This window comes from Mangrovicoccus algicola (assembly GCF_014903745.1).
Lineage (GTDB): Bacteria > Pseudomonadota > Alphaproteobacteria > Rhodobacterales > Rhodobacteraceae > Mangrovicoccus > Mangrovicoccus algicola.
Genome location: NZ_JACVXA010000062.1, coordinates 19,710 through 27,957, shown reverse-complemented (window position 1 = coordinate 27,957; position 8,248 = coordinate 19,710). Strand labels below are relative to the sequence as shown.

The window sequence follows — 8,248 nt, the reverse complement described above, 5'->3', positions numbered from 1 at the left end:
GCGACCACCGCGCCCGCGGGCAGACCCGCCGCCGGAAGCCGCAGCCGCCCGGGCAGCCCCTCCAGCCCGGCATCGGCCAGGAAGTCCTGCTGCCAGCCGCCCTTGCCGGGCAGATAGGGCCATTTCACCGCCAGCGCGCAGCCCGAGGCCGCCGGGGCCCCGGTTGCGCGGCGCAGGAGGTGATCGGCCAGGTCCTCGGCCCGGTCCAGCCGCGCCCAGATCCCCGGGGCGCGGCGGCGCAGCCACAGGAGCTTCGCGAGGTGCATCTCGGGCGACATCCTGCCGCCCTGCAGCGCGATGACCCGGTGGGAAATGGCGCTGAGTTCGGCCGCTTCCGCCGTCGCGCGCCGGTCGCACCAGGCGAAGGTGTCGCCGCCCGCCGCCAGCCGCAGTGGCGCGCCGTCGCGGGTGCTCAGCACCAGCGAGCAGGTCGCGCCGATGCCCAGCCCGGCCACGTCGCGCGGATCCGCCCCGGCCTGCGCCGTCGCCGCCGCGACGGCCCGGCACAATGCCGTCCAGATCTGCGCGGCATCGTATTCCGCGGCGCCCCCGGCCCCGTGCAGAAGCCTCAGCGGTGCCTCCGCGCGGCCCAGCATCGCGCCGCGCCCATCGAAAAGCGCCGCCCGCGCCGAGCCGGTGCCCACATCCACCGCGCAATAGGTAGCGGCCATATCTTCCACCGGTGTTCAGCCGATCTGCCGCAGGATCGCGGGCAGGTCCTCCATTTTCCCGATGATGGCGGCGGGCGCGCAATTTGCAACCGTTTCGCGCAACCGTGCGGGGCCGGCATGGCCGCCGCCGGTGAAGGCCACGGCCCGCATCCCGGCCGCCGCCGCCGCCCGCAGCCCGGCCGGGCTGTCCTCGATCACCACGCAGGCGGCCGGATCGGCGCCCATGCGCGCCGCCGCCAGTTGGAACAGATCGGGGGCGGGCTTGCCGCGCGCGACCATGGTGGCGCTGAAGATATGCGGCTCGAACAGCGGCAGGAGCCCGGTCAGCGACAGGGCCAGGCGGATCCGGTCCGGCTGGCTGGAGGAGGCGACGCAGACCGGGCGGCCGATCGCCCGGACCGCCTCCGCGACGCCGGGGATGGGGCGCAGCTCGGTCTCGAAGCGCCGGAACAGCCGGGCGCGGGCCTCCGCCAGCAGCGTCTCGGTCAGCTCGAAGCCGCGTTCGCGGCGCAGCCAGTCGGCGACCGAGGCCATGGACCGGCCCAGCAGCGCGCCATAGCCCGTCGCCAGATCCAGCGCGCAGCCTTCCTCGGCCAGCAGCCCGACAAGCACGTCCAGCGAGATCGGCTCGCTATCGACCAGCACGCCGTCGCAATCGAAGATGACCAGTCCCGGCGCCACGGCCTCAGCCGCCGCAATAGCGGGTCAGCACCGCCTCGGTTCCCTCGGCCCAGAGCGCCGCGAGATGGCGGGCGAAGGCCTCGGCCAGGCGCGGATCCTGCCCCAGTTCCCCGTAGATGGCGCGCTGGTCCAGCCAGGCCTGCGGGCGGTCCTTCGCGGCCCGTGCCACGGCGGTCAGACTGTCCCAGGCGGGATCGTTGGGCGCTATCTCCGCGCCGCTGCCGGTCACCCCGGCGCAATAGCGGCACCACAGCGCGCATTCCAGGGCCAGGCCCTCGACCTCCCTGCCCGCGGCAAGCGCGTCGCGCAGCGTGGGCAGGATGAATTTCGGCTGGCGGTTCGATCCGTCCAGACACAGCCGCCGCACCGTGTCGCCGATCTTGGGATTGGAGAACCGCCGTTCGATCAGGTCGAAATAGGCCGGAAGGCTGGTATCGGGCACGGGCGGGACATTGGGAAGGATCTCGGTTTCCTCGAGCTTGCGCAGAAAGGCCCGGATCAGCGGATGCGCCATCGCCTCATGGACGAAATGGATGTCCATCAGCCCGGCGGGATAGGCGATCACCGCATGCCCGCCATTGAGGATGCGCAGCTTCATCAGCTCGTAGGGGGCGACATCGGGGACGAATTGCACCCCCGCCTTTTCCAGCGGCGGCCGCCCCAGCGGGAAATTGTCCTCCATCACCCATTGGGTGAAGCCCTCGCAGAAGACCGGCCAGCCATCCTCCACCCCGAATTCCTCGCGCAGGATGGCGCGTTCGCGGTCGGTGGTGGCAGGCGTGATGCGATCGACCATGGAATTCGGGAAGGCGACGTTTGCGGTGATCCAGTCGGCGAAATCCGGATCCGACAGCCGCGCCAGCCCGGTCAGCGTGTTCTTCGTGACCACGCCGTTATGGGGGATGTTGTCGCAGCACATGATGGTGAAGGGCGCCAGCCCCGCCGCGCGCCGGGCGCGCAGCCCGGCGAGGATCATGCCGAAGACGGTCCCGGGATGCGCCGGATCGGCGGCATCCGCCGCCATTGCCGGATGGCCGGGGTCGAACCGGTCGTCCGGGTCGAGGAAATAGCCGCCCTCGGTGATGGTCAGCGACACGATGCGGATGTCGGGTTCGGCCATGCGGGCAATGATGGCGGGGGCGTTGGCCGGCTCGATGAAATCGACCATCGCGCCAAGCACCTTGGCCCTGCTCGAACCGGCTTCCTGCTCGACCAGCGTGGTCAGCCAGTCCTGCGCGGCCAGGATGTCGCGGGCGCGTTTCTCGCCCTCGAAGACGCCGGCGCCGACCAGCGCCCAGTCCTGCCCCTCGCCCATGGCGAAGAGCCGGTCGAGATGTTCCGCCTGGTGGGCGCGATGGAAATTGCCCAGGCCGAAATGCAGGATGCCGGGGGACAGCGCGGCACGGTCATAGCCCGGGGCCGCCACCCGGTCGGGCAGCGCGTCGAGGGCGGAATGGGAAAGACGGAGCGGCATGGTCTCACCTGTTCTTCTGCGCGGCAGGGCGGCGCCGCAGGGGGAACGCGCCGGGAAGGGTGGCCCCCGGCGGTGCTGGGATCACAGGCGCAGCCCGTCGGCGCCGAAGCGGTGGATCTGGTCCGCCCGCGGGGTCAGCGCGACCGTGTCCCCGTGGCGCAGCCCGACCTCGCCGGAGGCGCGCACCGTGATCACATCGGCCAGCCCGGTATCGTGGACATGGAAGAACGTGTCGCTGCCCAGGTGTTCGGACACCGCGATGCGGCCCTGCCACCGGCCCGGCCCGTCGCTCACCTCGATATGTTCGGGGCGGATGCCGATCGTATGGGCGCCATGGGCCCCGGCCTCGGCGCCTTCGATGAAGTTCATCCTGGGGCTGCCGATGAACCCCGCGACGAACAGGTTGCGCGGCGCGCGGTACAGCTCCAGCGGGCTGCCGACCTGTTCGATATGGCCCGCGCGCAGCACGACGATCTTGTCGGCCATGGTCATCGCCTCGACCTGGTCATGGGTGACGTAGATCATCGTCGTGGCCAGGCGTTCATGCAGCTCCGAGATCTCCAGCCGCATCCCCACGCGCAGCGCCGCGTCGAGATTGGACAGCGGTTCGTCGAAGAGGAAGGCGGCCGGTTCGCGCACGATGGCGCGGCCGATGGCGACGCGCTGGCGCTGGCCGCCCGAAAGCTGGCCGGGCTTGCGGTCGAGATAGTCGCCGAGGTTCAGCGCCTTTGCGGCGGCCTCGATCCGGCGGTTCTGCTCGTCCTCGGGAACCTTCGCCATCTTCATGGGAAAGGCGATGTTCTTGCGCACGGACATGTGCGGGTAAAGCGCGTAGCTCTGGAACACCATGGCCAGGCGGCGGCGCGCGGGCGGCAGGTCGGTGGCCTCGGTTCCGTCGATGCGGATCTCGCCGGAGGTGACATCCTCCAGCCCCGCGATCAGCCGCAGCAGCGTGGACTTGCCGCAGCCCGACGGGCCGACGAAGACGACGAATTCCCCGTCATCGATCTGCAGGTCCAGCGGCGGAATGACCTCGACATCGCCGAAGCGCTTCGTCACCTGCGACAGCGTGATTTGTCCCACTGGGAATTCCCCCCTTATTTCACGGCGCCGAAGGTGAGCCCCCGGACCAATTGCTTCTGGCTGAACCAGCCCATGATGAGGATCGGCGCGATGGCCATGGTCGAGGCGGCCGAGAGCTTGGCGTAGAACAGCCCCTCGGGCGAGGAATAGCTGGCGATGAAGGCCGTCAGCGGCGCCGCCTTGGCGGCGGTGAGGTTCAGCGTCCAGAAGGCCTCGTTCCAGGCCAGGATGATGTTCAGCAGCACGGTCGAGGCCATGCCCGGCACCGCCATCGGCAACAGCACATGGACCACCTCGTCGCGCAGCCCCGCCCCGTCCATCCGCGCGGCCTCCAGGATGTCGACCGGGATCTCGCGGAAATAGGTGTAGAGCATCCAGATGATGATCGGCAGGTTGATCATGGTCAGCACGAAGACCAGCCCGATGCGGGTATCCAGAAGCCCCAGGTCGCGGAAGATCAGGTAGAGCGGCACCAGCACGCCGACGGGCGGCAGCATCTTGGTGGACAGCATCCACATCAGCACGTCCTTGGTGCGCTTGCCCGGAACGAAGGCCATGGCCCAGGCGGCCGGCACGGCGATGATCAGCCCGATCAGGGTGGAGCCCACCGAGATCACCACCGAGTTCCAGAAATGGCGGAAGTAGTTCGACCGTTCCTGCACGGTGAAGTAGTTCTCCAGCGTCCAGGAGAAGTTGAACCAGATCGGCGGATCGGCGATGGCCTCGGCCTCGGTCTTGAAGCTGGTCAGCACGGTCCACAGGATCGGGAAGAAGATCAGCAGGCCCATCCCCCAGGCGAGAACGGTGTTGAGCGCCTTGCGCTGCGGTTTCACGGCACGGGACATGGCTCAGGTCTCCAGGTTCTTGCCGATCATCCGCATCAGGAAGATCGCGACGATATTGGCGAGGATGATGGCGACGACGCCGCCCGCGCTGCCCATGCCCACGTCGTATTGCAAGAGTGACTGGACGTAGATCAGGTAGGTCAGGTTGGTGGAGGCATAGCCCGGCCCGCCATTGGTGGTGACGAGGATCTCGGCGAAGACCGACAACAGGAAGATCGTCTGGATCAGGATCACCACCGTGATCGCCCGCGCCAGGTGCGGCAGCATGATGAAGCGGAACCGCGACAGCGGGCTGGCCCCGTCCATCTCGGCGGCCTCCAGCTGTTCGCTGTCCAGCGATTGCAGCGCGGTCAGCAGGATCAGCGTGGCGAAGGGCAGCCATTGCCATGCGACGATGCCGATGATCGAGGCCAGCGGCGCCTGCGCCAGGAAATCATATGGCGTCAGCCCCAGCGCCTTGAACAGATGCGCGAAAAGCCCGTTGACCGGGTTGAGGAACATGTTCTTCCACACCAGCGCCGAAACGGTTGGCATCACGAAGAAGGGCGCGATCACCAGGATGCGCACGATCCCCTGCCCCCACATCGGCTGGTCCAGAAGCAGCGCCAGCAGGATGCCCCCGACGATGGTGATCACCAGCACACCCAGCACCAGCGCCAGCGTGTTCCAGATCGCGGCCGTGAATCCCGGATCGGTCAGGAAATAGCTGTAATTCTCGAATCCGACGAAGGGATTGTCCCCCGGCATCAGCAGGTTGTAGCGCAGCACCGAGAAATAGAGGGTCATGCCCAGCGGGATCAGCATCCAGCCCAGAAGCAGGATCACCGAGGGAGATATCATGAGCCGCGCCGCGGCGCGGGACGCTTTGGTGGACATGGGGCAGACCTCTCTGCGTGTCGCGGGATGGCATGTCGCGGGGAACCGGCCCGGCCGCATGGCACGGGCCGGTTCTGGGAGGTGGCGGGGCGCGCGCGATGGCGCGCCCCGCCGGAGGGTCCCGGTCAGGCGGGGGCTACTTGATGTAGCCGCCGCGCTTCATTTCGCGTTCGGTCAGGGTCTGGGCATTGGCCAGGGCCTGCTCGGCCGTGACCTGCCCGGCCAGCGCCGCCGAGAACTGCTGTCCCACCGCCGTGCCGATCCCCTGGAATTCCGGGATCGCGACGAACTGCACCCCGGTATAGGGCACCGGATCGACGGCCGGATCGGTCGGATCGGCGGCCTGCATGGATTTCAGCGTCATCTCGGCGAAGGGCGCGGCCGCCGTGTAATCGGCATTCTCGTAGAGCGAGGTCCGCGTGCCCGGAGGCACATTGGCCCAGCCCTCCTTCTCGGCGACCAGCGCCAGGTAGTCCTTGGAGGTCGCCCATTCGATGAAGGTCTTGGCCTCCTCCGGCGCATCCGTGCCCGCCGGGATCCCCAGCGTCCAGGCCCAGAGCCAGTTGCCGCGCTTGCCCAGCCCCGCATCGGGCGCCAGAGCGAAGCCCACCTGGTCGGCGACCGAGGAATCGTCGGGATTGGTCACGAAGGAGGCGGCGACGGTGGCGTCGATCCACATCCCGCATTTGCCCGACTGGAACAGCGCCAGGTTCTCGTTGAACCCGTTCGACGACGCCCCGGGCGGACCGTAATTGTTCATCAGGTCCAGATAGGTGGTCAGCGTGGTCTTCCACGCCTCGCCGTCGAACTGAGGCTGCCATTCCATGTCGAACCAGCGCGCGCCGAAGGAATTGGCCGCCGCCGTCAGGAAGGCCATGTTCTCGCCCCAGCCCGCCTTGCCGCGCAGGCAGATGCCGTAGATTTCCGCATCCTTGTCGGTCATCGCCTCGGCGGCGGCGGCGATGTCGTCCCAGGTCGGGGCCTCGGGCATCTCCATGCCCGCCTTCTCCATCAGGTCCTTGCGGTACATGACCATGGAGCTTTCGCCGTAGAAGGGCGCGGCATAGAGCGTGCCGTCGATGCTCAGCCCGCCGCGGATCGCGGGCAAGATGTCCTCGACGTCATAGGCCTCGCTCAGCCCGTCCAGCGGCTCCAGCCAGTCCTGTGCCGCCCAGATCGGGACCTCGTAGGTGCCGATCGTCATCACGTCGAACTGGCCGCCCTTCGTGGCGATGTCCTGGGTGACGCGCTGGCGCAGCACGTTTTCCTCCAGGACGACCCAGTCCAGCTTGATGTCGGGATGGGCGGCGGTGAAATCCGCGGCCAGCCCCTGCATGCGGATCATGTCGCCATTATTGACGGTCGCGATGGTCAGCGTGGTCTCGGCCGAGGCCGCAAGGCCCGTCGCGCAAAGCGCGCTCGCCCCCAGCAGCGTGCGAATCGAAGCAGTCATGACTCTCCTCCCAGAATGAGCTTTTGCCTTGCTTGTGAGCATTTATTCACTGCGCCTGACGAATGGTCAACAGGGAAAACACTCCGCAGCGCGGCAATTCCGGCGCCGAAGCGCAGGTTATCTATCGGCACCAGATCGTTAACAGGAAGATAAGATGAGCCGCGGAAACGCCGCCGGGTCTCAGAGAAGCGCCTCGGCGGTGTCCTCGTCGGTCACCAGGCCGTTGGCAAACCGGCCGGTCAGGGCGCCGCGGATCGCCTCGACCTTGCCGGGCCCCCAGGCGCAGGCGATCACCGGCGCGCCGGGCGCGGGCTCCAGCGGCGCCGAGCTGACCCGGCCATTGGTCTCGTCCTCGACCAGCCGCCCGTCGCGGTCATAGACCCAGCCGGTGATCTCGCCGATCGCGCCCCTGGCGGCCAGCCGTGCCTGGTCCTCGCCGGTGAGGAACCCGTCCAGCACCAGCGGCGGGTTCTCCAGGATCTGCCCGATGCCGACGAAGCGGATATCCGTGCGCCGCGCCAGGTCGCGATTGGCGCTGAGCGTCGCCTGCCCCAACAGCAGGTCGCGTTCCTGCCGCGTCGCCGCGATGACCGGCAGGGGCAGCGGATAGGTCGGCGCGCTGACCTTGTCGGAGATGGTGAACAGCACGTTGTAGAAGGCGGTGGAGCCCGAGGGAGAGATATTGCCCGTCAGCGACACGATCTTGTGGTGGGCGCAGTCGATATGCGGCAGCTGTTCCACCGCCGCGCGCAGCGTCCGTCCCGTGCCAAGTCCGATCACCACCGGCGTCTCGCGCAGCAGCCAGGATTCGAGGATCGCGGCAGTGGCATGGGCCACCCCCTGCCCCGTTCCCGCCTGCCCCCCCAGCGAGGGCACGACCTCGCACAGGGTCAGCCCGTAGCGCTGGCGCATCGCCTCGGCCAGTTCCAGGCAGCGCGCGACGGGATGGTCGATGCGCACCTTGACCAGGCCCGCCGCCATCGCCTGGCTGACCAGCCGCTGGGCCGATTGCCGCGATATTCCCATGAGGGCCGCGATCTCGTCCTGCTTCATCCCGCCGATATAGGCCAGCCAGGCCGCGCGGGCGGCATCGTCGAGCTTGCGGTCGGCAGGGCGCATCCGGGTTCCCTTTTTCCTCTTCCACCCGGCATCTTGGGCGCAACCC

Annotated in this window: 8 protein-coding genes; all 8 read right to left on the bottom strand. The window is 68.4% G+C overall.

The annotated features are described in order from the left end of the window. Window positions 1-671, bottom strand: a 671-nt coding sequence (locus tag ICN82_RS16965) for an FGGY family carbohydrate kinase (RefSeq protein WP_269142432.1), incomplete at its 3' end; no start/stop codon positions are given. Between the two features lie 15 nt (window positions 672-686). Further along, window positions 687-1,352 carry an HAD family hydrolase gene (locus tag ICN82_RS16960; protein WP_193185104.1) on the bottom strand — a complete coding sequence of 222 codons (666 nt, stop codon included), beginning with the start codon at window positions 1,350-1,352 and terminating at the stop codon, window positions 687-689. Between the two features lie 4 nt (window positions 1,353-1,356). Continuing rightward, entirely contained in the window at window positions 1,357-2,826 is a 1,470-nt protein-coding gene (locus ICN82_RS16955) for a mannitol dehydrogenase family protein (RefSeq protein WP_193185100.1), read from the bottom strand. An 81-nt stretch (window positions 2,827-2,907) separates the two neighbouring features. Next, window positions 2,908-3,909, bottom strand: coding sequence for an ABC transporter ATP-binding protein (locus tag ICN82_RS16950; RefSeq protein ID WP_193185098.1), 1,002 nt, complete (start codon window positions 3,907-3,909; stop codon window positions 2,908-2,910). Between the two features lie 14 nt (window positions 3,910-3,923). Next, window positions 3,924-4,754, bottom strand: a complete 831-nt coding sequence (locus tag ICN82_RS16945) for a carbohydrate ABC transporter permease (protein ID WP_193185095.1) — start codon at window positions 4,752-4,754, stop codon at window positions 3,924-3,926. A 3-nt stretch (window positions 4,755-4,757) separates the two neighbouring features. After that, entirely contained in the window at window positions 4,758-5,630 is an 873-nt protein-coding gene (locus ICN82_RS16940) for a carbohydrate ABC transporter permease (protein WP_193185092.1), read from the bottom strand. A gap of 136 nt (window positions 5,631-5,766) precedes the next feature. After that, window positions 5,767-7,083 carry an ABC transporter substrate-binding protein gene (locus ICN82_RS16935; RefSeq protein WP_193185089.1) on the bottom strand — a complete coding sequence of 439 codons (1,317 nt, stop codon included), beginning with the start codon at window positions 7,081-7,083 and terminating at the stop codon, window positions 5,767-5,769. Between the two features lie 180 nt (window positions 7,084-7,263). Then, complete coding sequence (locus ICN82_RS16930; protein ID WP_193185086.1) at window positions 7,264-8,202, bottom strand: sugar-binding transcriptional regulator; 939 nt, start codon at window positions 8,200-8,202, stop codon at window positions 7,264-7,266. Window positions 8,203-8,248 lie beyond the last annotated feature (46 nt).